Source organism: Ligilactobacillus pobuzihii E100301 = KCTC 13174 (assembly GCF_000349725.1).
Taxonomy (GTDB): Bacteria; Bacillota; Bacilli; order Lactobacillales; family Lactobacillaceae; genus Ligilactobacillus; species Ligilactobacillus pobuzihii.
Genome location: NZ_KB714699.1, coordinates 44,809 through 68,250, shown reverse-complemented (window position 1 = coordinate 68,250; position 23,442 = coordinate 44,809). Strand labels below are relative to the sequence as shown.

Genomic DNA, 23,442 nt, shown 5'->3' with positions numbered 1-23,442 from the left:
AGCTAAGTAACTGATTAATTGAAGATCGCTTAAGCGGCTTGCGTCCTGAATTCTAAAGGACTCAAGCCGTTTAGTCGTTCTTGATACCTTTCATAGTTATAAAAGTAAATAAATTCATCAATCGATCCCTTTAGATCACCAAAACTGGCATAATCTTGAAGATCGTACCACTCTTCTTTGAAATGCCCCCAGAAGCTTTCCATGGGTGCATTATCAATGCATTTACCCACACGCGACATGCTGCGGGTATAACCTAATTCAGTGGTGTAACGTAGGTAGGATTTGGAAGTATACTGTGAGCCGCGATCACTGTGTAAGAGTGGCTTAGCTAAAGGCTGGCTTTGCTTAGCTGCACGAAGCGTGTCAATGACTAATGATAAATCATTCTTACGGCCAATCTTATAACTGATGATCGTGCCGTCATACAAGTCTTTAATTGCGCTCAAGTAAGCTTTTTGTCCCTTGTCATAGGTCAGATAGGTAATGTCTGTGACCCATTTTTGGTTAGGTCCTAAGGCGCTAAAATCGCGGTTTAACAGGTTTTCTTCAAAATTGAAATACCCGGCACGGGTTGTGGAGCGTCGTTGACGCCGAATGATCGAATGGAGACCTAATTCATGCATTAAACGACGAACTTTTTTGCGTCCTAGCGGCTGGCGCGGCTGTAAAAAATGATTTAAAACCATTGTTATGCGCCGGTAACCCCAAACATCTTGGTGTTCATGAAATAATTCTTCCACCAACTTTTTTAACCAGTTATTTTCCATTTCTCGAGCAGAAGGTTGACGTTTCAACCATTTATAATAACCTGAACGGGAAACTGCCATAATTGAACACATCATTTTAACTGGTAAAGTTGTTCCCTGACGATAAGCGTCAATTATCTGAAATTTTTTTGAGATCAATCTCTCCCGGTCCTCCTCTCGATCTCCTTCAATTTTTTTAACAAGTCATTTTCTACTTCAAGGTACTGATTACGGGCCTCTAATTCTTTAATGCGTAATTCTTGTGCTTCTTTTTCTGACAGTTGGGGTTTAGAAGCTAAACTTTTACCCCGGCGGTCTGCCAACCCGTCTGACCCCTGCTCGCGATATTTTCTGACCCACGAATAAACTTGGCTATATGAAACACCAAACTTCTTCATGGCTTTTTGATAATCTAGTTCGTTGGCAATGGTGTATTGGGCGATTTCGATACGCTCTTTCAATCCGATTTTACGTCCTGCATTCATCTGTGAGTTACCTCGCTTTTGCTCTAGTGTTTTACCACTATTATACTGATCGATCCAGCGACGTAAAACAGATCTACTTGAAATTTCATACTTATCACAGACAGATTTTAAAGACCAGTTACTAGACAAATAAGCTAGCACTGCCTGAAGTTTTAGCTCAGTTGAATATACTTTCCGCGTATGACTTTCTTCTAAACCGGTCACTCCAGCTGCTCGGTACGCTCGGAGCCAGTTTTCTATGGTCGAGTGGGATGCTTTTACTCGTTTGGCAGCTGCCTTAACTGATGTTTGTCCTTGCAGGATACTAGTAACGGCTTGTAGACGCTCAGCTAAAGTTGCTTTGTTGGTTCTTCCAGACATAAAAAACTCTCCTTAATAATAGAATACGGATTTTGTTTATTTCCGTGTCTACTATAAGGAGAGCATATCAAATTGGGTAAAATCGACGGCCCTTTTAGGATTGGACAGCTAATTTTGTCTCAGTCTCGTTTTATATATTCAAAGCTGAACTCTAAACTTTCCGATATCTCTTTAAACCAACAACATTGATGATAGTTAAAACAACCAAGAATAAGAGTAAGACTGCAATGTTTAGACCTTCAGTGGTAATGCTTTTACCGTACAAAATGATAGATGCTTGGGCATCACCAGCATATTTAAGTGGCATGATCCCTGCAAAAACTTGGGCCCAATTAGGCATTGAATCTAATGGAATCAAACCAGAAAATAGCAATTGAGGAACAATGATCAGTGGAATGAATTGGATCATTTGAAACTCAGATTCAGCAAAAGTAGATAATAAGATCCCGAAGGCTAAAGCAACTAAAGCAACTAAAATATTAATGAATAACACAGACCAAATATTACCGACGATCTCGACTTTTAGTAGCCAAACTGCAACGAAAATAATGATCAGAGTTTGTAAAATAGCTAATAATCCGTAACTTGCCATGTAACCAAATACGATATTACTTCTCTTAACAGGTGTAGCTAACAAACGGTCCAAAGTACCACTTGTTCTTTCTTTTAACAAAGCTAAACCTGAAATCAAGAAAACGAATAAGAAAACAAAGAAGCTTAAAATAATCGGAACGATTTTATCAAAAAAGCCTGTATCTGAGTCGCCATACCAGTAGTGATTACTGATTTTCGTTTTTTGAGCACTTTGTTTATTGCTAGACGAATTTTGTGTTGGTAGTTGTCCTTTTACTTCTGGCGGAAGTGATTGCGTCAATTGTTTTAGCTGCTTAACTAATTGACCATTAGACTTTGCGAGTCCTTTGACTTGTTCTTTGATCAAGACAGAACGCAAAGCTTGTTTAACTGCGTTTGTTTTACTGGAATCAGTATTAGCATAAGTCACGTTAAAATGATTATCGTCTTGCTTGATGATAGTATCGGTTTTATCTTTAGTTATATCTTTCTTGGCTTCTTTTTTACTACTGTATTCAGTAACGCTGATATGTTTCACATCGTCTAAGCTTTCGCGAAGCTCTTGCTTAACGTCAACAGCTGCAATACGAACATGAGTTGTCATATTTACTGAGAATAAAACATTTAATAAAACTAAAACGATCACGGGACCACCTAAAATTAGCGCCAAAGTCCGTTTGTCACGTAGAAGTTCCTTAAATAGCCGTTGCATAATTGCCCAAACTCTCATTATAATTTCCCCTCTGCTTTTAAGAAGACATCTTCAATAGTTTTTACCTCATACTGTTCTTTTAAGTGAGCAGGGGTATCAGAGGCCATGATCTTACCATCTAAAATGAGGGCAACGACGTCCGTAGATTCAGCTTCATCCATAACATGGGTCGTGACTAAAACAGCGCGTCCTTCTTTGCTGATTCGGTCTAGCTCTTGCCAAACCTGGCGACGTAAGGCAGGGTCGATCCCTACAGTTGGTTCATCTAAAATTAGTAGCTCCGGCTTACCCAGTAATGCGATCGCTAAAGATAGGCGACGCATCATCCCACCTGAATATGTAGAAACTCTTTGGTCAAGATAATCAGTTAAATCAACAATTTCAGATTGATGTTTGATTTCTTCTTCGATTTGTGATTTTTTGATACCTTTCATTTTGGCAAAAAATTCGAGATTTTCTTTTCCAGTCAGATCAGTGTATAAAGCGTCTGCCTGAGCCATATATCCGATCCGTGACAATAATTGTCGGTTAGGCATTTTTTCACCAAAAACAAGCGCTTCACCATCGTCGGCTTTTTCCATTCCCAGCATAGTTTTGATAATGGTTGTTTTACCAGCACCGGATGGACCAATCAACCCCATGATCTGCCCCGGATAAATGGTTAAGTTAACGTTCCTTAAAATCGTGTTTTTGCCAAATTTTTTGACTAAATGATTTAGAGCGATCACTTTTTCTGTCATTGTTTCACATCCTAATTTAAATTTACTTGTTGAATTTTATCCAACAGAAGTTGTTTAATTAAAGTATAGTTATGATAGAAAAGTAAAACAACCGACAAACTAATGATAATAGTTGGGTAATGGAGGGCAAACGTTGATATGATAAGGAAAAATGACTTACGTGTTAGGAAAACCAAGGTAAAAATCAGTCACGCTTTTTGGAAATTACTACGAGAAAAAGGCTACGCCCAGATAACTATTAAGCAATTATTAGCGGAAGCACAAATTAACCGGACTACTTTTTATGCACATTATGCAGATAAAGAAGCCTTATTAAACAGCGAAGAAGATGAGCTGTTTAATGATTTATTACAAATAGTGAAAAAGGCCCCTGTTGAAGAAGTGACTACTAGAAACATTGATGGTCAAAAACTACAAGAATATTACCATCGAGTAGCATCTTATGTTTATGAGCACCGTGAGAGGTTAGCAATTTTATTAGGTGAGAAAGGCGATCCTTCATTCTTATCAAAATTAGCGAGAGTTGGACGAAAAGTTTGGCTACAAACAGGAGTAATGTCTAGTTTGAATGGTTCAAAAGACTATGTTTTTAGAGGAATGATCGGCTTAATGACAAATTTAATTGGGGAATGGGCTGAACGTGATTTTAAAGAAACGCCAGACGAATTTGAAATGATCTTGGATAAATTAGTCTCGCCCATCTTATTGAACGATGATCTTTTTAATGAGCAGTAATAAAATAGCCCTCCGAATTCTTGACGTTTGTCAGCAATTCAAAGGACTGTTTAGCTAATTTTTTCTTAAACATCAAGTGTTTTACCAAAGTACATTTCTTCCCAGAGTCCGTGACTTTGGTGTGTGTCGGCGACTTTCTTACCATTAAATACTTCTAATTTTACTTGTGATATTTTTTGACCTCTAAGGTCGGCGATGGTTTTAATTACTTCTTCCTAGTTATATCCCAGGTTTATCATGACATATTTACAGTAAGTGGATCTGGTGTTTTTCACACTCATCGATCAATTCTTGCGGCCAAATGCTAGCTTGTACCTCGCCAACGTGTGCTTTGCCAAGAAGTAACATGCACAATCGAGACTGACCGATCCCACCACCAATAGTGAGTGGCATTTCATCATGCATGATCATTTGATGGTAAGGATATTTCAGACGGTCTGTGGCATCAGCTAGTTCGAGCTGTTTTTGCAATGCACCTTTGTCAACGCGGATCCCCATACTGGAAAGTTCTAATGCACGTTGGAGTGGTTCATACCAAAATAAAATATCACCGTTCAATGTCCAGTCATCATAATCTGGTGCACGGCCGTCGTGACGTTTGCCACTCTTTAATTTACCACCGATCTGCATTAAGAAAACTGCTCCAAGTTCTTTGCAAATAGCGTCTTCACGTTCTTTGGGGCTTAAAGTTGGATACCGGTCTTCCAGATCTTGAGTTGTCACAAAATGAATATGTTTGGGCAAATGATGAACGGCTTGTGGATACTTATACCAAACTTCATCTTCCATGTGTTTGATAACTTTGAAGATCTGTTGGACGATAGCTTCCAGTGTATCAAAGTTTCGTTCGTCTTTGGTGATAACTTTTTCCCAATCCCACTGATCAACGTAAATTGAATGGAAATTATCTAAGTCTTCGTCTTTACGGATCGCATTCATATTAGTATAAAGGCCTTCGTGAATTCCATAACCGTAACGTCTTAAAGCATCGCGTTTCCATTTTGCTAAGGAATGAACGATTTCGATCGTTTTTCCAGGTAATGCCTTCATCGTAAATGAAACAGGGGTTTCCACGCCGTTAAGATTGTCGTTAAGTCCAGTATCTTGGCTGACAAACATTGGCGCCGTTAAACGACTGAGATTCATTTGTTCCCCAAATTCATCTTGAAATGTTTCTCTAATATAGCGAATTGCTTGTTCTGTATCTTTAACAGATAAAGTGGAGCAGTAATCTTTTGGAAATATAGTTGGCATATAAATCGTTCCTTTCAATATATTATATAAAGTTAGTCTGATGGATATTGACTAGTAAAGGACGAGTAAGTTTAGGATAAAATGTTTCACGTGAAACATTCTGCAGAATGTTTTTGAGTATAAAAAAGTCCTTCATCCCATCTCCGGGACGAAGGACTCGCGGTACCACCCAAATTGTTTACACTAAATAAACATCTCTACTCATGTACTATCATACATGTTCGGTGGTAACGGACCGAAAAACGTCAAAACCTACTCTGATCATTCATTTGGGCATGCAACTAAGAAAGTGTTATTCAACCATCTGTTGGCTTATCAGGCTTCCACCAATCCCCAACTCTCTAGTAGCGCTAAATAGTTTACTTATCTTTCGCATTGTCTTTAACTTTATTGAACTCAATTCTAGCACAAAAATTGAAAAAGGGAAGAACTTTTTGCATTTACTTAAATTAAGATCTCCCATTGTTACAAACTAGTACCACACGTATAATTAAAAATAAATTTTAACTAGCAAAGAGGGCGACGAGAAATGATTGAATTGAAAAAAGTAAGTAAAGTTTATGGAAAGAAGAGAGCTTTAGATCAATTAGATGTGAACATTAAAGAAGGGGAGATCTTTGGCTTTTTAGGCCATAATGGAGCTGGAAAATCTACAACTATCAAGAGCTTGGTTAGTATTATTGAACCAACATCTGGTCAAATTTTAGTTGATGGACAAGAGTTAAAAACTCATCGGCAAGAAATTAAACAAAAAATTGGTTATGTTCCTGATACACCGGACCTATTTTTACAATTAAGTGCTGAAGAATATTGGGATTTGCTGGGAGCAGCTTTCGAACTGTCAGATGAACTTAAGCAGGAACGTGTGGAGCAGCTGACTGCTTTATTTGAATTAACTGCTCAACGGTATGATACGATCAGCAGCTTGTCACATGGGATGCGACAAAAGGTGATCGTGATTGGAGCCTTATTGTCAGATCCTGATATCTGGATTTTAGATGAGCCGATGCAAGGCTTAGATCCACAAGCAGCATATGACCTTAAACAATTAATGCAAGAACATGCACGAAAAGGAAAAACGGTTATTTTTTCAACACATGATTTAGCAACAGCACAGCAATTATGTGATAAGTTAGCTATCTTGAAAAAAGGTCAGTTGATTTATAATGGAACATTAACAGAATTAATGTCTCAGTATCCAGAAAAATCATTAGAAGACATTTATCTTAGTATGGCTGGCAGGCAAGGTTTGCTAAAGGCGGGTGAGGCTGATGAATAAAAAGCGTTTAAAAGAATTGATCAAAGTGAATTTACGTTATGCTAATCCGCAGCAAACGATGCAACAACGGGATAAAGGAAAAAGTGGTAAAAAGTTAACTAGATCACTTTACCGCCAGTATATTTATTCAGGGCTGATTTTTTTATTAATTTATGGTGTGGTACTGATATTTTTTGACTTTAGCGCTATGCCAGGAACGTTCACCTATTATGTCGCTTTATTTGGTGTGATTGCATTTTCTCAAGGAATTTCGGCGATTTATAATGTTTTTTTCGAAAGTGCTGATTTACCTAATTTTTTACCACTACCATTCTTTCAGGCAGAAGTTTTTATTTCAAAAATTATGGTGGTAGTTTTGGCGATGCTGCCCCTTGTTTTGCCCGTTTTGCTAGTCTTTATTCTGACAGCATTACGAGCAAAAGTTTTTCCACCACTTGCTATTGTTTTGGGTTTAGTTGCTTTTGGTTTATTTTTAAGTATTATTTTTAGTTTATGTAGTTTCATTGTTTTTGGGCTGACGAAAACACAGTTGTTTAAAAAACACCGGCAATTAGTGACTAGTTTGTTACTGATTATTGCAGCAGGTACAGCTGTAATTGGTGTTATGACCATGAATCAGCAAGCAGATGCAACTGCTAGTGGTAATGATAGGAGACCCATCGTTTTTTTGTTGACGTTTTTTTACAGCTTAACACAACCTGAACAAATAAATGGATGGTTGAGCTGGATTGGTTTATTGATTTTAACTGTGTTCTTATTAGTGATTTTTAGCAAATTGTTTTTACCTAAATTGACTGAACAACTTTTAGCATCAACTCAAACTGTAAAGAAAACTACGAAAAAAAGAAGAAAGAAGCAAAATTTACATCAGTTATTGCGTCACTACAACACTCAATTGATCAACAATGCAAGTTTGTTAATGCAGATGTTTTCTAATTCAGTGATGTTACCTGTTATATTTACGCTCAGCTTTGGCGTTTCTGGGAATTACGATTTTAACCAACTGTCGTTAAATTTCTTAGGTGTAACTTTTCTAGGAGGGGTTGCTTTAGCAACGATCACGACAAATCAAACATCGTTGGTTGCGAATGCGATCTCTTTGGATCAACAAAACTTTTTGTTTGTTCGTTCACTGCCTCTATTGTTGGGAGAGTATTTGAAAGAAAAATTTTTATTTGTCATACAGATTCAAGGGACATTGATAGTTTTGATCACGATTATTATAGGGACGGTCTTTTCTTTTCCGGTAGTGCATATTTTTAGTTTATCTCTAGGAGGTTTGTTAGGAACTTACCTCGCCAGCCTCTACTATTTTAACCGTGATTATCGTTTATTGTGCTTGGACTGGACAGAGGTTAGTCAGTTATTTAGTCGCGGAGCTGGGAATTTGGGCCTTGTTTTTAATATGTTTGGTTCTGTCCTTGTTAGCGCCCTTATTTTAACATTTTATACACTAGGGGTTTATTTTGCACCACTAATTACTAATGGCGTCGCGAGTGTGATAGTTGTGCTGATTGTCGGAGTATGGCTGTTACATTACAAAAGCGTCTGGGAGAAAGTATGGATTTAAGCGTAAAGAAAGTTTTTGCTTAAAAGGGTTGCATTTTGCAAAAAAAGACGTACAATATTTTTGTAAGTTGCTTACAAAAAGTAAGTGTTATTTTGAAAAGAATTGTTGGATTTAATTAGAAGATAAATAGACGAAAGGAAGTATCGGTATTATGGCAATTTTTTCAGCATATACTAATGACGAGGTCATAGATTTTTTGAAACAAAATGCACCCCACGCACAAATTCATTTAGATGATGATCTAGCAGATAAGCATGCAGCTAATGGTAACGCACAAAAAAAGATCGTGGGCCATATTTTAGCATATATCGAAGTTGGCGACGTAGAGGATATCCGTGGTGTTGTTAAGACAGCGACAACTTTCCATCTACCAATCGTTCCCCAAGGAGCCGACACGAGTACCGTGATCGGTGCTGATGGTATCAATGATGCATTGATTATCTCAACTGCAAGGATGAATCATATTAAAGAAGTTAGCAAGGCTGATTCATTAGCTGTTGTTGAACCGGGTGTGATCAATCAAGATCTGGATAAAGCTGCCCGAAAGCAAGGGATGTTTTATGCTCCGGATCCAGCTTCTAAGCCAATGTCTTCGATTGGTGGAAACGTCTCTACTAATGCTGGTGGTATGAGTGGTGTAAAATACGGTGCTACTAAAGACGCTGTTTTGGGTATGAAAGTTATGCTCGAAAATGGTGAGGAGATCAGCTTAGGTGGTCGTACTTTCAAGCAAGCATTTGGTTATGATCTGACACAGCTATTTGTAGGTTCAGAAGGAACATTTGGTATTATTACTGAAATTACTGTTAAATTAGTACCGCAACCAGTTGGTAAATCGATTACAGGTGTTGCTTTCTTTGAGGATATGTCGGCTTTGGCTAAAGGTGTTGCGGACTTGAGAAATTCTGGTTTAAACCCAGCTATGCTTGAAGCTATGGACGGAAAAACGGTTAAGGCTTTGGATGAATATGAAAAAACTAGCTATAGTAAAAGTGAATCATCTTCATTATTGATTTTTAGCTTTGACGGAGCCAGTGATCTGCAAGAAAACGAATCACAAAAGATTTTAGAAAAACATCATGCTTGGGGAGTCCAGGTAACATCTGATCCTGACGAGATGACTAGTCTAGTCAAGTTGCGCCAAGACATGTTGCCTGCCGTCTTTGCTAAAGGTAAATACTATGTAATGGAAGATATGGCAGTTCCGTTGTCCAAATTGGCTGACATGGCCGATTACATTACTCAAGTTGGTTCAGATCTAGGTGTTGAGATCTATACAGCTGGTCATGCTGGGGATGGAAACCTACATCCAACCTTATTGTGGAATGACAAAGAAGATGCTCCAGAAAATGTGCTTAAAGCCATCCGCTTGTTGTTCCGCCATGCACTAGAACTCGGTGGTACAATTTCTGGAGAACATGCTGTGGGGATGTCTAAAAACCAGTGGAATAATGTTGAATTGGGAAGCGCAGTTGATCGCATCCAACATCAATTAAAGAATCTCTTTGATCCGATGAATATTATGAACCCGAAGAGGAAAATCAACTAAACATTTAGTTTGAATAAAGAGTAGCTTAGAAATGAAATATTTCGTTTCTAAGTGATTTTTTATAGGCTAATTGGTTGAAAACGCTCACGTAGGTACGATATGGTTACGTTGTACAGGGATGTTTTTTATAACTTATCTTGAGAAGGGTGGATATAATGGTCGATTGGAAATATGGTTTGGTCCGGACCTTTTGGTGGGCCGTTATGATCGATGCTTATGGATTTTTTCTTAAAATCCTTAAGTGGCCTATACCTTTATTATCACTAATTCTTTTATTTGCGGTCGTCTTTGGTGGGATCGGTCTTTTAGAGTGGAAAACGACTATACCATTTGGAAAAAGACAAGAAACAGTCAAAAATGTTCGTTTGATCAGTGTCGTAGTAGTTGCTATTGTGACGCTTTCTTATATTTGGCTAATGCCAGAAAGATTACTCAACGATGTGACAGGAGCCTTAATTCCAGCGATTACCATTTCGTTGTGTGATATTTTGCCAGCGTTTTTCTCAAGGCCAAAAGAAAATTTCTCAGATCGTAGTTAGAAATTAAGTTTTTGTATAAACAGCACTTTTTTCACATGAGCATTAGTATATTACAATAAGTTTAGGATCAAAGAATATATGGAGGAGATCAGATGAGTAATATCGAAACCAGTAATAGTTATCAATATGTCATTGTCGGTGGGGGAATGGTTGCAGGGTATGCAATCAAAGGTATCCGCCAAGAAGACACTAATGGGTCGATTTTAGTTGTTTCAAAAGAAGCAGATGTTCCATATGAAAGACCTGCTTTAAGTAAAAAATTGTGGTTAGATGATGAATTTACAGAAGAAAATATCAGGATTGGGGCTGAAGATTTTTCAGATGTCAGCTTTAAGTTTAATACGACCGTTAATCAGATCGATCGCCAAAACAAGACAGTTGATTTAGGCGACAATACTACTGTTCATTATGGTCAATTGTTATTAGCTACTGGTGGTGAGCCACGGAATATTAAAGGCCCGGATGATCCACATGTTTTGATTTTTAGAAATTGGTCAGATTACCGTAAATTGCGCAAATTTAGTGGTAATAACAAGCATGTTGTGATTATTGGTGGTGGCTATGTCGGAACTGAGTTAGCCTCTTCTTTAACACAAAATAACACTAAGGTTACAATGGTTTTCCCTGAGAAGGCCTTGGGTGAAGGTAAGTTTCCGGAAGAAATCAGAACCGAATACGAAGAGACCTTTAAGAAAAATGGCGTTGAAATTTTAAGTGGTAAGATGGTTGAATCCTATCAACGGCAAGGAGATCACATAGTTATTTCTACTGCTGATGGTTCTGAGATCACAGCGGATACGATTATTATCGGTCTCGGAGTTACACCAAGAATCGAGTTGGCTAAAGCAAGTGAATTGGACTTAGCTGATGGTGGTGTGAAAGTTGACGAGCACCTACAGACTAGTGATCCGTCAATTTGGTCTGCGGGTGATATTGCCTCCTATCCAGATCATATCTTAGGCCGTCAACGGATCGAACACGTTGACCATGCACGACTTTCGGGCGAACTGGTTGGTAAAAATATGGCAGGTGCTAACTTAGCTTATGAACATACACCATACTTTTACTCGATGATCTTTGATATTTCTTGGCAGGCTGTGGGTTCGATCGACCCAGAGTTACAGCAAGTGTTTGATAAACGAGATAATGGAACGATCGTTTATTTCTTGAAAGATAACAAGCTGGCTGGTGTTTTAGTTTGGAATGTTGTTGTAGATCTTGACGATGTTAGAGATTTGATAGCTAATCCTCCAGCTAATGATCAGCTAGTAGGTTCGATTAAAGAAAAGTAAGCTGATCATAAATTGAATAATTAACAAGCGCAAAGCTGGGACATAACTAGCTGTGCGGATCCTAAAAGGGCCGTCGATCTATCCCATTACATTTAATGGGGTGAATCGATGGCCCTTAAACGTGTTCCAAAAGATTGAAGCCTTACTGTAACAACGATTGTGTTATTCTGGTTCTTCGTTTCACTACGACCCAAAATAACGCAATCGCCGTTACAAATCGGCTTCAAAACATCTTTTGTCTCACTTTCGTTTAAATATTATTTTTTATCGACAGCATGGCCGCCAAAACCATTTCTTAAAGCAGAAACAACTTTACCAGTCATAGTATCATTTTCTTCAGAACGATATCTCATCATCAAAGCACTGCTGATAACAGGAGTGGGAACGTGAAGTTGCAGGGCTTCTTGGACTGTCCAAGCACCTTCACCAGAAGAATGCATTACACCTTTGATCTCGTCTAAATTAGCGTCTTTTGCAAAAGATTCTTGGGCAAGTTCCATTAACCAGCTGCGGATCACAGAACCATTATTCCAAACTTTAGCAACAGCTTCATTATCATAATTGAACTGACTCTTAGATAAGACGTCAAATCCTTCACCAATAGCTTGCATCATACCGTATTCAACGCCATTGTGGACCATTTTCAAGAAATGGCCAGAACCGACTTCACCAGTGTAAAGATAGCCATCTGGTGCGGCGATTTTGTTAAATAGTGGTTCGATTTGTGGGAATATTTCTTTTTTGCCACCAAGCATAAAGTTGCCGTTATGACGTGCACCTGACATACCTCCGGATGTTCCACAGTCAAAGAAGTGGATACCTTTTTTGGCGGCAGTCTGTCCGTGTGCAATGGAATCTTTGTAATAAGAATTTCCCCCATCGATCAAGATATCATCTTTATCTAATAGATCGACTAGTTTTGCGATACTTTCATCGGTTGGCCCACCAGCCGGTACCATCAACCAGATGATCCGTGGCTGTGGTAATGATCCTACTAATCTTTCTAAATCATTTGCGACTTTTATCTTAAGTTTTGAGTTTTGGGCTTTTTGACGTGTGTCTTCGTTAACGTCAAAAACGTTAACTTCGATACCATGATCCAACATATTTTCCATTAAGTTCCAGCCCATTTTGCCTAGACCGATCAAACCAAGTTGCATGTTATTGTCCTCCTAGCTAGTTGTGTTTTGTCTGAATTATTAATTATGCAAATTTCTTCAAATAGGTTGTTTGTCAATCTGTTGTTTTTGCTTGACTGTGTTTGATTTGGAAACGTGCAATGTTTTCATACTCTGGTCGTAACTGACGCGTTAAACGAATGTAGATCGGAACCAACTCGCGGTACACATCAAAGTTATCTGGGTTAGGATCATACGTAGATGTTTCACCGATAAATTGTTTAACTACGTTGAAATCATTAGCCATACCAAGTGATTTCATTCCGATCACAGCAGCTCCTAAACAAGACGATTCGAAGTCTTGCGGGATCGTAACTGGACGTTCGAAAACATCAGCTAGCATTTGCCGCCATAATTGTGAACGGGCGAACCCCCCAGTTGCCAAAATTTCTTTCGGTTGGCCGGCCACTTCTTCTAAAGCCAGTAAAACAGTATAGAGGTTATAAACAATGCCTTCTAATACAGCACGGACCATATGTGCCCTAGTATGCATTTGTGTTAAACCAAAGAAAGATCCACGTGCGTTGGCCTCCCAGATCGGTGCACGTTCACCACTTAAGTAGGGGTGAAATAAAAGACCATCTGAACCAGCGGGAACTTGTCCAGCAATTTCTGTTAATAGGTCATAAGCATTTTTGTGCAACAATGCTGCTGTACTCTTTTCAGAATCAAACAGGTTATCGCGGGCCCAACGGAAGACATCACCGCCGTTATTGACTGGCCCACCAACAACATAATGATCTTTATCGACTGCATAACAGAATATGCGTCCTTTCGGGTCAGTTACTGGATGGTCGGTCACGATGCGGACAGCACCCGAAGTACCGATCGTTACGGCAACAACACCATTATCGATCGCACCAACACCTAAGTTTGACAAGGCACCGTCAAAAGCTCCTTGAATGAAAGTAGTATCAGCAGGGCAACCAGTAATTTTGGCAATTTCTTCCTTTAAACCAGAAAATTGATGGTAAGCATTAACTACTGGTGGTAATTGTTTTGCAGTCACCCCCGCGATCTCCATCGCTTCTTGGTCCCATTGTTGTTCAAAAATGTTAAAGAGACCAGTACAGCTAGCAACTGAAATATCCATTTGCCATACACCAAAGAGACGATAAAAAACATATTCTTTAATACCACAGTAGTAAGCAGCTTTTTCATAAATATCTGGCTTTTCATTTTTTAACCACATAATTTTACATAGTAAGGACATCGGATGGATCGGAGTCCCGGTTTTTTCATAAATAGCTTGGCCACGGTCAGAATTTTTGATTTGTTCTGCGTATTTAGTAGAACGTGTATCACCCCAAGTTTGGATTCGCGTTAGTGGTTGGTGATCTTTATCTAAGGCGATCAAACTTTGGTTAGCACTGGAAAAAGAGACACCTTTTAAAGTATCTTTTTTAAAGTCGATATGACTAACTACTTGTTGTAAAGCTTTAGTGACAGCTTCTAAAATTTCATTTTGATCTTCTTCGGCCATACCAGTTGCATCACGGTATAAAGGATAACCTTCGTTAGCATGACTATAAACTTTGCCATCGTTACCGTAAAGTACGGCTTTTGTACTTGTAGTTCCGATATCCATTCCAATAATATAGTTCATTATTTGACATCCTTTCGCAAAATATAGCGACTGTAACAACTAAATTAAGGTTTGTTACGGTCTGGATAAAGCAGAATGTTTCTGACTTTACCTAAATAAATAGTGATAAAGCATAGACAGAGACAAGGCCAGTCAGCGAAATCACTGAAGTCAATGTTGTCCATGATAAGAACGTTTCTTTTAACGTCAAGCCGAAGTATTCTTTGATCATCCAGAAGCCAGCGTCGTTAACGTGGTCAGCGAAAATGCTACCTGCACCAACGGCCAAAACCATTAAGACAGGGCTTACGCCAGTTTGGGCAATCATTGGGACGACTAAGCCCGCAGCAGTCAAAGCAGCAACGGTTGAGGAACCGAGGCTGACACGTAAGATTGCAGTGATCAACCAAGCAGCTAAGATCGGAGACATATTTGTATTGGCGAATAGGGATGAAATGTAATCTGAGATCCCACCTTCAACTAAAACTTGCTTGAAGGCACCGCCACCACCAATGATGAATAACATCACGGCGATTTGTTTAATCGCTGATTCTAAGGTCGAGCCAATGTGTTTCATTGACATTTTTTGCCCGAGTCCCATCGTAAATATTGCTAGGATCAATGATATAAGCATAGCAACATCAGCATTACCGATGAATTGGACAGCTTTGTTGAATCCATTATTAGGCAATGAGTATTTTAAGATCGTAGAGATCCCGATCAAAATCACTGGCATCATAGCTGTAAGGACACTTTTGGTAAATGAAGGTGTTTCTTCTAATTTAAATTCTTTAATTTCACCAAGCCCTGGGATCGATTTTTGTATCCGATAAACTTTTGGATACCATTTATGCAAAAAATGATTAAAAATTGGCCCAGAAACGATCACAGTTGGGATAGCAACAATAAGCCCAAATAAAATTACTTGACCTAAATCAGCATGTAGAATTCCTGCGATCGCTGTTGGAGCAGGATGTGGTGGTATAAAACCGTGCATAACATTTAAAGTAGCAGCCATTGGGATCGCCAAAACTAATAATGGCAACCCTAATTCATCAGCGATAACAAAAATGATCGGTAAAAGTACAACTAAACCAACTTCGAAGAATAAGGCTAGACCGACGATAAATGAAGCTATGATAACGGCGATCTGTATACGTTTTTTTCCGAACTTGTCGATCAGAGTATGTGCGATCCGGTAACCGCCACCTGAATCAGAGACTAACTTACCGATCATTGAACCTAAACCAAACACAATGGCTAGATCACCCAGTTGATCGCCCATCCCAGAAGTAATGATCTCCGGGATCTTTGTCAACGGGATCTGCAATGCCAAAGCGGTTAGAAAAGAGGTAACGATCAGTGAAATAAATGTATTTAACTTAACTTTCACAATTAAGAAAATTAGCAGCACGACAGCGGCTGCAACGATCACTAATTTCATGATAACGACATCCTTTCTTGTTTGCCTTGAACAAAATACAATCAGACAAAAATATCTTATATGAAAAAAAGTAGCATAATTAAAATAAAAATGATGACTTTTTTTTACAACTCTATTATAATTGAAAATGGTTACAATGCAAGAGAAATTTTATAAATAAATGTAAAATAATTTACGAATAAAATGGAGTGAGAGTTATGGAAGGACAGATCACGGAAAGGATCAAAAAAAATTATGCTCGTATGGGTAGTAGTAGTCAGAAAGTAGCAGATCTTATCATGAAAAATACGGCTACGATCTCATCAATGACGTTGGCTCAATTAGCTAAAAAAAGTGGGGTTTCCTTAGCAACTGTATCACGTTTCGCTAAAGATATGGGCTATCAAAATTTTTCTCAATTTAAATGGGCTTTAAATAGTCAAGTTGAAACTCCTTTAGCGATCGATAATGAAATTTCTGATCGTGATACTTTAAAAACAGTTTCGCAAAAAGTTTTGAATGCCAATATCGAAACTTTGACCGAGACTTTTGACTTGTTGCATGAAGAGGATCTATACGCTGCGCGTGAGCTGATCGTCAATGCTAAGAACCTGTCTTTTTTCGGACTGGGAGGTTCTAATATCGTGGCGTTTGACGCATATCATCGTTTTTTGCGTGTTCCGCTTTATGTTTCCTATAATTCTGAGTATCACATGGCTTTAATGCAGGCATCGAAGCTAACTAAAGGTGATTGTGCTATTGTGATCTCGCATAGTGGGAGTAACAAAGATACGATCAATATTGCTGAGATTTTAAAGAAAAAAGACGTTCCTATCATTGTGATCACAAGTACACCTAAATCCGCACTAACAGCTTACGGGAAAATTTGTTTCTTTTCGATCTCTAAATCATTACAGTATCGTCAGAAAGCTTTTTTATCGATGACATCACAGTTAGCGATCACGGAATGCTTATACATGTTGACGGCGCAGTATTTTGGTAAAAAAGCTGATGAAACATTTGACAGTTTGCAAGATATAATTAATACACGACATAAATGATAACGTTACTATCGTATGATAATGATGAAGTACTAGGGAAATTTTAATAATACGAGGTGTAAAATTGATGGATCTGAGTGATAAAAAGTTTGTCTTTTTTGATATGGATGGATTATTGTTAGATACTGAAACTCTTTACTACGAAACGCGTAAGCAAATTTTGGCAGATTATGGTTTTTCGTTTAGTAAAGACGAACACTATAAATACGTAGGACGAGGGTTTCCAGATTCGATCCGACGCTTACAAGAGTTAGTTGGCGATCAAGAACTAGGGCAAATGGTTTTTGATAAAGCAATGAAACTTTACCAACAACGTTTAACTTCAGGTCAAATTCAGTTGATGCCAGGTGCGATAGATCTATTGCGGTTTTTACAAGATCACGATAAGCAAAGCTTCATTACTTCGTCATCCGGTAAAAAAACGATCATGCAAACTGCTCAAGTCACAGGACTAAAGCCTTATTTTACTGGATTTATCAGCGGTGATGAGGTCACTAAAAATAAACCAGCCCCAGATATTTACTTGCGAGCTTTGTCGAAGGCGCAAGCAAAAAAAGAGCAGGCTGTGGTATTTGAAGATGCGCCAACTGGGATCATTGCAGGTGCAAAAGCTGGTATTGATGTTATTGCCGTTCCAGATCTGATCTCTTTAGATAAATCCACCCAAGCTTTAGCTAAAATCATCGTTCCTAACTTATTAGCAGTTTTGCCATTTTTTACGACAACAACAGATGAAAAGTAATAAAAATAAGTTCATTTCATACTTAATTTAAGCTAATGAAATGAACTTATTTTTTTGTTTTAGTTTTCTGAAGACCTAGCGGTTGCATCAGAAGTTGATTATTCTTATTGAATTATATTATTCTAACATATCACCAAAACAGGAATCGATGAATAATTTGTCATGTAAGAGACCTGTCTGTTATTGCTTTTTCTTTTCTTCCGCCTGCTCTTGTGCTAAACGTTTGTCACCATGGTAAATGTCGGTTACTGTCCAAATCAATAGGGCAATGATCACAGCGATAATTGTGTAGGCAATATAATTTGACATTGAAATTTGAGCAGCTGTTGGATGGTCACCGAAGAAGGCTGAAATCGAGCCTGGTAAGCCCTTCATATTCAAGTAAGTCAATCCAAGAACTGAGATCCAACCAACGATCCTGACCCAAGTGGAGTTCTTGAAACGATCGCCCATTTCGGTCTTGCTATTAGTTAACATTAATAGTGGGATCATTGAAAATGGTAGGGCAAAAGCCAAGAAGACCTGAGAATTATTCATTAGGTTATTGATCGTAACGTGTTGTTGAACTTCACTTTGTCCACTAGTTGACAGAACAGCAATTAAAACAGGGACAACAGAGATCAAACGTGTGACTAAACGACGAGCCCACAAAGGCATCTTCATATGCACGAAACCTTCCATTACGACCTGACCAGTTAAAGTACCAGTAATAGTTGAATTTTGACCAGAAGCCAACAAAGCAACCGCAAATAGTACTGACAATGCACCAGAACGTGCAACCTTGATCAAGATACCATTACTTAAAGCAGAAGTATCTGATAATGCTTCGTATAAACCAAAGAAGGAAGGATCTTCAACTGCACCAGACTTGAAAACAGCTACACCCATGATCAAAAGCAAAGCGTTAACGATAAAAGCCAATGACAATTGAATGTTGGAGTCCCATGTTGTGAACTTAACTGTTCTTGCAACGTCTTCATCATCATCATGATCAACTTTTCTAGTCTGTGAAATAGCAGAGTGTAGGTACAAGTTATGTGGCATGACCGTTGCACCAATAATACCTAAAGCACCAGAAATAGGTGACATACCTTGAACTTCAGGTGTGCTAGCGAAAGTTTCACCTGTGGGAATGAAACCCTTAAACATTTCACCCCAATTTGGGTCAGATAAAGCAACTTGATAAATGAAGACGCCTAAAATAACGAAAATTAAACAAACAACGATCGCTTCGATTTTTCGAAAACCGACCTTAGTTAATAATAGCAGTACTAATACATCCAAAACTGTCAGGAAGACAGCGAAAATCAATGGAATATCAAATAAAAGGTACAAAGCAATCGCGCCACCAATAACTTCAGCGATATCGGTAGCCATAATTGCTAGCTCTGTCATGATCCATAAAATAATTCCTAAAGCTTTACCTGTTCTGGCACGTGTTGCTTGTGCCAAGTCCATTTGACTTACTATGCCCAGTTTAGCGGCCATGTATTGCAATAGCATGGCAATTAAACTCGACATCAAAATCACAGACATCAAAAGGTAAGAAAAGTTCTGCCCACCTGTAATTGATGTTGACCAGTTACCTGGGTCCATGTAGCCTACCGCAACTAATGCGCCAGGCCCGGAATACATAAAAAGTGTTTTCCAAAATCCTTTGCCCTTAGGGACTTCCACAGTTCCGTTGATTTCTTCAAGGGAACGGCCATTTGCGTATTGAACGAAATGGTGCTTCTTTTGAGTTGTCGGCTCGTTTTGACTCACCTGTAAAACCACCTTTCTTTCTAACCAATGAACATTGTACACCTTAAGTTCTTAGAATAAAATAAAAAACTTTGGTGTGCTTAAAAATGTTAGAAAGGAGGGTGAATTTTGCACAGTATTACAGATAATTATTTGCGAGCAATTTTTGAAAGCAGCTATTTAACAGGTCAAACATCCAATAAAAGGTTGGCCTCTTTATTAGGAGTTTCGCTGGCCACGACTACCGAATATGTTAAAAAACTACGTCAGCAAGGACTAGTCACTAGTCGAAAATATAGTGCAGTTTCTTTGGGCAATGTGGGCCAGCAAGCTGCGGCTAATTTGATGAAAAAGTTTCACCTTTGTCAAGTTTGGCTTGATCAGGAATTGAATTTGCCATTAGTTGAAGTGGCACAGCAAGCATGGTGTTTGGCTAGCTTTGATAGTAATTTATTGTTTAGACAATTAAATGAATATCTTGGCTTTCCAGAAGTAACTCCATTTGGTAGTCAGGTACAAAGACCGTGTTTGTACAATGAAGGATTATCTCGTTTGTATGATCTTGAATATGAAACCAACTTTATTTTTAAGGAATATTTAAGTGATAAAAAAGTGATCCGCTATGTTGAACATTTAGGTTTACAGCTTGATCAAGAGTATTTTTTAGAAAATGCGGATACTGTTTTTGATGTTTTGGTATTAGCTACAAGGACGGACAAAAAAATTATGGTGAATTATGAAATTGCTAGTTATCTATATGTTGAGTTATCTGATTAAGAAAAATATTGTTGGTGTAAAAGAATTTGCTCCTACAACAAGGTGAGAAGAAAATTCTTATGGACCAAAAATATTGGATCAACAGTTAGGACCTTTTTTTAACAGCTGGGTTTGCAGTGATCTAGGTCTTTTTATATACAAATCCGACCTACGTTAATTACTATGATCATTTAAAAAAACAACAAGCTGGTAATATTGTAGAAGGGAAATAGTGGAAAAATTAATTAAAAAGAAAAACAAATTTAGCCAAAATTTGCGTATATATTAGTGTATGTAAGAATTTGCATACTACTGTAATTTTGGTGCTTTTGGTTTTCCGCAGAGAACCGCCTTTCTGAAAGGCATTGGAGTATGTCGAGCTCTGATGTCTTTTTTGGTTGTAAACTATTAAAAACTTTAAACAGGCTGTCGATTGTCTTTTTCGTGTTTTTAAGTGATTTTGCTTTTATGATTTGTAAATAATTGCTATTGTTAACAGTGAAGTAAGTCGATCATATCGATGAATAAATGTTGGAAATAAACTGTTAAAAATTACTGTATAAATAAGAATTATAATAGTAAATCATGGAAGGTCAAACAAATGGAACAAATAATGCAAACATTTAATGAACGAAGAGGAGATCTGTGGCAAGCATTATTGCAACATTTGCAGATCTCGACACTGTCTTTATTAATTGCAATGGTGATCGCGATCCCACTTGCGATCTGGGTCGTTAAACATCAGAAGATCTCAGAGTTTCTTTTACAGTTAACGGGTGTTTTACAAACTATCCCATCGCTAGCACTCTTAGGTTTACTGATCCCTCTTGTTGGTATTGGGACTGTCCCAGCTGTGATCGCGTTAGTAGTGTATGCTTTATTGCCGATTTTTCAAAATACTTATCTGGGCCTGACTGAGATCGATCCGGCTTTAGAAGAAGCCGCTGATGCTTTTGGTATGTCCCGCATGAAAAAATTATTCAAAGTGGAATTGCCTTTAGCTATGCCGACTATTATTTCGGGGATCAGAACGGCTTTAGTTTTGATAATTGGAACTGCGACCTTAGCAGCTTTGATCGGTGCTGGAGGATTGGGAACTTTTATTTTGTTGGGAATTGACCGGAATAATACTTCACTGATTTTGATCGGTGCAATTGCTTCGGGTGTCTTAGCGATTATTATGAGTTCGTTGATCAAATGGTTGGAGAATGCTTCGATCAAAACTTCAGTTTCTGTTTTAGTGGTCATCATTGCCTTATTAGGCGGCGGGAGTGTTTATAACACTTATGTTAATCGGACTGAAACAGTAACAATCGCGGGTAAATTAGGATCCGAACCAGAAATTTTGATCAATATGTATAAGGAATTGATCGAACAAGATGATGAGCATATCAAGGTCACCTTGAAGCCTAATTTTGGGAAAACTACTTTCTTATACAATGCTTTGAAAAATGACCAAATTGACATCTATCCAGAATTTTCTGGGACTGTCTTAGAAACTTTGACTAAAAAACCCCAACAAACTAGTGGTTTAACTGCGAATGAAACTTATAAAAAGGCACGCAAGATCATGGCTCAACAAGATGATATTGAATTGTTACGTCCAATGAAATATAACAATTCTTATGCTTTGGCAGTTCAAGATAAATTTAAAAAAGAACATCATTTGCAGAAAATAAGTGACTTAAATAATGTACAGTCTATCTTAAATGGTGGGATGACCTTAGAATTTATTGACCGTGGCGATGGCTTGAAAGGGATCAAACAAAAATATGGTTTAGATTTCCCAGTTAAATCGATGGAACCTGCTTTGCGGTATCAAGCGATCAATAAAGACCGTATCAATATCGTTGATGCTTATTCAACTGATAGTGAGTTGCGCCAGTACCATTTAAGTATTTTAAAAGACGATAAGCACATGTTTCCAACTTATCAAGGGGCACCAATGATGACAAAAGATTTTGCCCAAAAACATCCGCAAGTCAGCAAGAGCCTGAATAAATTGGCAGGTAAGATCACTGAAAAAGAGATGCAAGAAATGAACTATGAGGTCAACGTGCAAGAAAAAGCGCCAGCAACAGTTGCTCATCAGTATTTGGTATCCCATCATTTGCTAAAGGAGGACGATTAAATGACAAATGCAATTGAATTTAAAAACGTCCAAAAAGCATTTGGCGAGAACACAGTTATTTCTGGGATGGATATGAATGTGCAACAAGGAGAACGCTTTGTTTTAGTTGGTTCTTCTGGTAGTGGGAAAACAACATCTTTAAAGATGATCAATCGACTTGAACTACCGACTGGTGGAGAAGTTTTGGTCAATGGAAAACCTGCCAAAGAATATCCTTTACAAGAGTTGCGTTGGATGATGGGGTACGTTTTACAACAAATTGCGCTATTTCCTAATATGACAGTTACACAAAATATAACGTTGATTCCTGAAATGAAGGGGACGCCAAAATCCCAACTTCAGGAAATGGCGGATTCTTTATTGGAACAGGTTGGGTTAGACCCTGTTAAATATCGCGGACGTTATCCAAGAGAATTGTCTGGAGGTGAGCAACAGCGCATCGGTATCTTACGGGCTATTTCGTCCGATCCGCCTATTGTATTAATGGATGAACCGTTTAGTGCGTTAGACCCTATTTCACGTGCGAGTTTGCAAGACTTAGTGTTAGATCTGCATCAGAAGTTGAATAATACAATAGTTTTTGTGACACATGATATGGATGAAGCTTTAAAAATCGGTGACAGAATTGGTATCATGAGTGATGGACAGTTGTTGCAAGCTGCGTCACCACAAGAGATTGCACAACATCCAGTCAATGACTTTGTACGTGATTTCTTTAGGGGCAGTGTTTCTAAAAATATTTATGACACGCCTGTGTCCAAGATCTTATTCACTGATCAGTCGATCCAAGAATTGCCAAATGATGCAGTTGAAGATGTAGCTACTTTATCAGAAGATGCAGTTTTAAGAGATCTATTTAAGGTATTAAGTGCTAAAAACTATGTGGAGATCACAGATCACACTGGTTACAAAAAGGGTTACTTAAACCGGCAACGAGTTTTGAATTATTTAAGTCAAAACGAAGATCAAGGAGAGTGAAAATATGGAGC

General features: G+C 38.2%; 18 protein-coding genes, 1 pseudogene and 1 other annotated feature. Of the genes and pseudogenes, 11 read left to right on the top strand and 8 right to left on the bottom strand.

Annotated features, from left to right (window positions below; translation table 11 throughout):
• Positions 1–29 precede the first annotated feature (29 nt).
• The 3 genes and pseudogenes from LACPOB_RS12510 to LACPOB_RS0108575 all read right to left on the bottom strand — a co-directional run bounded on the left by LACPOB_RS12510 (position 30) and on the right by LACPOB_RS0108575 (position 3,616).
• Positions 30–1,591: pseudogene (locus LACPOB_RS12510) on the bottom strand (IS3 family transposase).
• Positions 1,592–1,742: 151 nt separating this feature from the next.
• Positions 1,743–2,894 (bottom strand): ABC transporter permease, encoded by a 1,152-nt coding sequence (locus LACPOB_RS0108580; protein WP_017868432.1) that lies wholly within the window; start codon positions 2,892–2,894, stop codon positions 1,743–1,745.
• On the bottom strand, positions 2,894–3,616 hold the full coding sequence (locus LACPOB_RS0108575) for an ABC transporter ATP-binding protein (protein WP_017868431.1): 723 nt from the start codon (positions 3,614–3,616) through the stop codon (positions 2,894–2,896). The genes LACPOB_RS0108580 and LACPOB_RS0108575 overlap by 1 nt, the downstream gene beginning before the upstream one ends.
• A gap of 138 nt (positions 3,617–3,754) precedes the next feature.
• Here LACPOB_RS0108575 and LACPOB_RS0108570 point away from each other — a divergent pair, with 138 nt between their 5' ends.
• Positions 3,755–4,351, top strand: a complete 597-nt coding sequence (locus tag LACPOB_RS0108570) for a TetR/AcrR family transcriptional regulator (protein ID WP_017868430.1) — start codon at positions 3,755–3,757, stop codon at positions 4,349–4,351.
• Between the two features lie 246 nt (positions 4,352–4,597).
• On the opposite strand, the gene asnA is transcribed toward LACPOB_RS0108570, so the two are convergent.
• Positions 4,598–5,605 carry an aspartate--ammonia ligase gene (asnA, locus tag LACPOB_RS0108565; RefSeq protein ID WP_017868429.1) on the bottom strand — a complete coding sequence of 336 codons (1,008 nt, stop codon included), beginning with the start codon at positions 5,603–5,605 and terminating at the stop codon, positions 4,598–4,600.
• Positions 5,606–5,746: 141 nt separating this feature from the next.
• Positions 5,747–5,990, bottom strand: a binding site (T-box leader).
• A gap of 144 nt (positions 5,991–6,134) precedes the next feature.
• Between asnA and LACPOB_RS0108560 the strand changes: the two genes are divergently transcribed.
• From LACPOB_RS0108560 to LACPOB_RS0108540, 5 genes are all read left to right on the top strand, one after another.
• Complete coding sequence (locus LACPOB_RS0108560; RefSeq protein ID WP_017868428.1) at positions 6,135–6,884, top strand: ABC transporter ATP-binding protein; 750 nt, start codon at positions 6,135–6,137, stop codon at positions 6,882–6,884.
• Complete coding sequence (locus tag LACPOB_RS0108555; protein WP_017868427.1) at positions 6,877–8,454, top strand: hypothetical protein; 1,578 nt, start codon at positions 6,877–6,879, stop codon at positions 8,452–8,454. The genes LACPOB_RS0108560 and LACPOB_RS0108555 overlap by 8 nt, the downstream gene beginning before the upstream one ends.
• 151 nt (positions 8,455–8,605) lie before the next feature.
• Positions 8,606–10,003, top strand: coding sequence for an FAD-binding oxidoreductase (locus LACPOB_RS0108550; RefSeq protein ID WP_017868426.1), 1,398 nt, complete (start codon positions 8,606–8,608; stop codon positions 10,001–10,003).
• Positions 10,004–10,158: 155 nt separating this feature from the next.
• Entirely contained in the window at positions 10,159–10,542 is a 384-nt protein-coding gene (locus tag LACPOB_RS0108545; protein WP_017868425.1) for a hypothetical protein, read from the top strand.
• A gap of 92 nt (positions 10,543–10,634) precedes the next feature.
• On the top strand, positions 10,635–11,834 hold the full coding sequence (locus LACPOB_RS0108540; protein WP_017868424.1) for an NAD(P)/FAD-dependent oxidoreductase: 1,200 nt from the start codon (positions 10,635–10,637) through the stop codon (positions 11,832–11,834).
• Positions 11,835–12,091: 257 nt separating this feature from the next.
• Here LACPOB_RS0108540 and gnd read toward each other — a convergent pair whose 3' ends face one another.
• The 3 genes from gnd to LACPOB_RS0108525 form a co-directional block, all read right to left on the bottom strand.
• A complete protein-coding gene (gene gnd / locus LACPOB_RS0108535; protein WP_017868423.1) occupies positions 12,092–12,994 on the bottom strand; it encodes a phosphogluconate dehydrogenase (NAD(+)-dependent, decarboxylating) in 903 nt (300 codons plus the stop codon).
• A 73-nt stretch (positions 12,995–13,067) separates the two neighbouring features.
• Positions 13,068–14,618: a gluconokinase gene (gene gntK / locus LACPOB_RS0108530; RefSeq protein ID WP_017868422.1), complete on the bottom strand. Its 1,551-nt coding sequence runs from the start codon at positions 14,616–14,618 to the stop codon at positions 13,068–13,070.
• Positions 14,619–14,709: 91 nt separating this feature from the next.
• Positions 14,710–16,041: a gluconate:H+ symporter gene (locus LACPOB_RS0108525; RefSeq protein WP_017868421.1), complete on the bottom strand. Its 1,332-nt coding sequence runs from the start codon at positions 16,039–16,041 to the stop codon at positions 14,710–14,712.
• Positions 16,042–16,238: 197 nt separating this feature from the next.
• Between LACPOB_RS0108525 and LACPOB_RS0108520 the strand changes: the two genes are divergently transcribed.
• Both LACPOB_RS0108520 and LACPOB_RS0108515 read left to right on the top strand, forming a co-directional pair.
• On the top strand, positions 16,239–17,081 hold the full coding sequence (locus LACPOB_RS0108520; RefSeq protein ID WP_017868420.1) for a MurR/RpiR family transcriptional regulator: 843 nt from the start codon (positions 16,239–16,241) through the stop codon (positions 17,079–17,081).
• 67 nt (positions 17,082–17,148) lie between these two features.
• The gene (locus LACPOB_RS0108515) at positions 17,149–17,823 is read left to right on the top strand and encodes an HAD family hydrolase (protein WP_017868419.1); all 675 of its coding nucleotides are present in this window, start codon (positions 17,149–17,151) and stop codon (positions 17,821–17,823) included.
• Between the two features lie 180 nt (positions 17,824–18,003).
• Here LACPOB_RS0108515 and LACPOB_RS0108510 read toward each other — a convergent pair whose 3' ends face one another.
• Positions 18,004–19,587 carry an Nramp family divalent metal transporter gene (locus LACPOB_RS0108510; RefSeq protein WP_017868418.1) on the bottom strand — a complete coding sequence of 528 codons (1,584 nt, stop codon included), beginning with the start codon at positions 19,585–19,587 and terminating at the stop codon, positions 18,004–18,006.
• Between the two features lie 108 nt (positions 19,588–19,695).
• Here LACPOB_RS0108510 and LACPOB_RS0108505 point away from each other — a divergent pair, with 108 nt between their 5' ends.
• The 3 genes from LACPOB_RS0108505 (at position 19,696) to LACPOB_RS0108495 (ending at position 23,431) form a co-directional block, all read left to right on the top strand.
• On the top strand, positions 19,696–20,343 hold the full coding sequence (locus LACPOB_RS0108505; protein ID WP_017868417.1) for a metal-dependent transcriptional regulator: 648 nt from the start codon (positions 19,696–19,698) through the stop codon (positions 20,341–20,343).
• Positions 20,344–20,923: 580 nt separating this feature from the next.
• Complete coding sequence (locus LACPOB_RS0108500) at positions 20,924–22,453, top strand: ABC transporter permease/substrate-binding protein (protein WP_017868416.1); 1,530 nt, start codon at positions 20,924–20,926, stop codon at positions 22,451–22,453.
• Positions 22,454–23,431 carry an ABC transporter ATP-binding protein gene (locus tag LACPOB_RS0108495; RefSeq protein WP_017868415.1) on the top strand — a complete coding sequence of 326 codons (978 nt, stop codon included), beginning with the start codon at positions 22,454–22,456 and terminating at the stop codon, positions 23,429–23,431.
• Positions 23,432–23,442: the final 11 nt, after the last annotated feature.

Coding starts and splice junctions, on each gene's coding strand:
- LACPOB_RS0108515 (WP_017868419.1), top strand. CDS start 17,149: ATGGATCTGAGTGATAAAAAGTTTGTCTTTTTTGATATGGATGGATTA.
- LACPOB_RS0108500 (WP_017868416.1), top strand. CDS start 20,924: ATGGAACAAATAATGCAAACATTTAATGAACGAAGAGGAGATCTGTGG.
- LACPOB_RS0108520 (WP_017868420.1), top strand. CDS start 16,239: ATGGAAGGACAGATCACGGAAAGGATCAAAAAAAATTATGCTCGTATG.
- gntK (WP_017868422.1), bottom strand. CDS start 14,618: ATGAACTATATTATTGGAATGGATATCGGAACTACAAGTACAAAAGCC.
- LACPOB_RS0108570 (WP_017868430.1), top strand. CDS start 3,755: ATGATAAGGAAAAATGACTTACGTGTTAGGAAAACCAAGGTAAAAATC.
- LACPOB_RS0108545 (WP_017868425.1), top strand. CDS start 10,159: ATGGTCGATTGGAAATATGGTTTGGTCCGGACCTTTTGGTGGGCCGTT.
- LACPOB_RS0108540 (WP_017868424.1), top strand. CDS start 10,635: ATGAGTAATATCGAAACCAGTAATAGTTATCAATATGTCATTGTCGGT.
- LACPOB_RS0108555 (WP_017868427.1), top strand. CDS start 6,877: ATGAATAAAAAGCGTTTAAAAGAATTGATCAAAGTGAATTTACGTTAT.
- asnA (WP_017868429.1), bottom strand. CDS start 5,605: ATGCCAACTATATTTCCAAAAGATTACTGCTCCACTTTATCTGTTAAA.
- LACPOB_RS0108560 (WP_017868428.1), top strand. CDS start 6,135: ATGATTGAATTGAAAAAAGTAAGTAAAGTTTATGGAAAGAAGAGAGCT.
- LACPOB_RS0108575 (WP_017868431.1), bottom strand. CDS start 3,616: ATGACAGAAAAAGTGATCGCTCTAAATCATTTAGTCAAAAAATTTGGC.
- gnd (WP_017868423.1), bottom strand. CDS start 12,994: ATGCAACTTGGTTTGATCGGTCTAGGCAAAATGGGCTGGAACTTAATG.
- LACPOB_RS0108525 (WP_017868421.1), bottom strand. CDS start 16,041: ATGAAATTAGTGATCGTTGCAGCCGCTGTCGTGCTGCTAATTTTCTTA.
- LACPOB_RS0108495 (WP_017868415.1), top strand. CDS start 22,454: ATGACAAATGCAATTGAATTTAAAAACGTCCAAAAAGCATTTGGCGAG.
- LACPOB_RS0108550 (WP_017868426.1), top strand. CDS start 8,606: ATGGCAATTTTTTCAGCATATACTAATGACGAGGTCATAGATTTTTTG.
- LACPOB_RS0108580 (WP_017868432.1), bottom strand. CDS start 2,894: ATGAGAGTTTGGGCAATTATGCAACGGCTATTTAAGGAACTTCTACGT.